Genomic DNA, 378 nt, shown 5'->3' with positions numbered 1-378 from the left:
GTCATTCAGTCCCTGGCGCGCGCCGGCAACGCTGAACGACTGGCACGGCGTACCGCCGACCAGGATGTCGGGCGCCGGCACCGTGCCGGCGCGCACCTGGCGGGCGATCGCGGTCATGTCGCCCAGGTTGGGCACGTGCGGGTAGCGGTGGGCGAGCACGGCGCTCGGGAACGGTTCGATCTCGGCGAACCACGCGGCTTCGAGGCCGAGCGGTTGCCAAGCGAGGCTCGCGGCCTCGATGCCGCTGCACACGCTGCCGTAGAGCAGCGGCGCGTTGCGCGGCGCATGGCAAGGTTTGGGGTTCATGGCGGGTCTCCTGTTCGTGTGGCCCGGTGTCGTTGGCCGGGCCGGGACGTTGATGGGCAGGAGAAAGGCGCC

The 378-nt window shown here is 71.4% G+C and carries 1 protein-coding gene; it reads right to left on the bottom strand.

Features of this window, described 5'->3' with window-relative positions:
* On the bottom strand, positions 1-306 hold a 306-nt coding region (locus K206_RS40695), incomplete at its 3' end, for a DNA cytosine methyltransferase (protein WP_020207216.1).
* Positions 307-378 lie beyond the last annotated feature (72 nt).

Source organism: Cupriavidus sp. WS (genome assembly GCF_000395345.1).
In the GTDB taxonomy this organism is placed as follows: domain Bacteria; phylum Pseudomonadota; class Gammaproteobacteria; order Burkholderiales; family Burkholderiaceae; genus Cupriavidus; species Cupriavidus basilensis_B.
The sequence above is the reverse complement of the archived record's forward strand: the minus strand, read 5'-3'. Positions and strand labels throughout refer to the sequence as shown.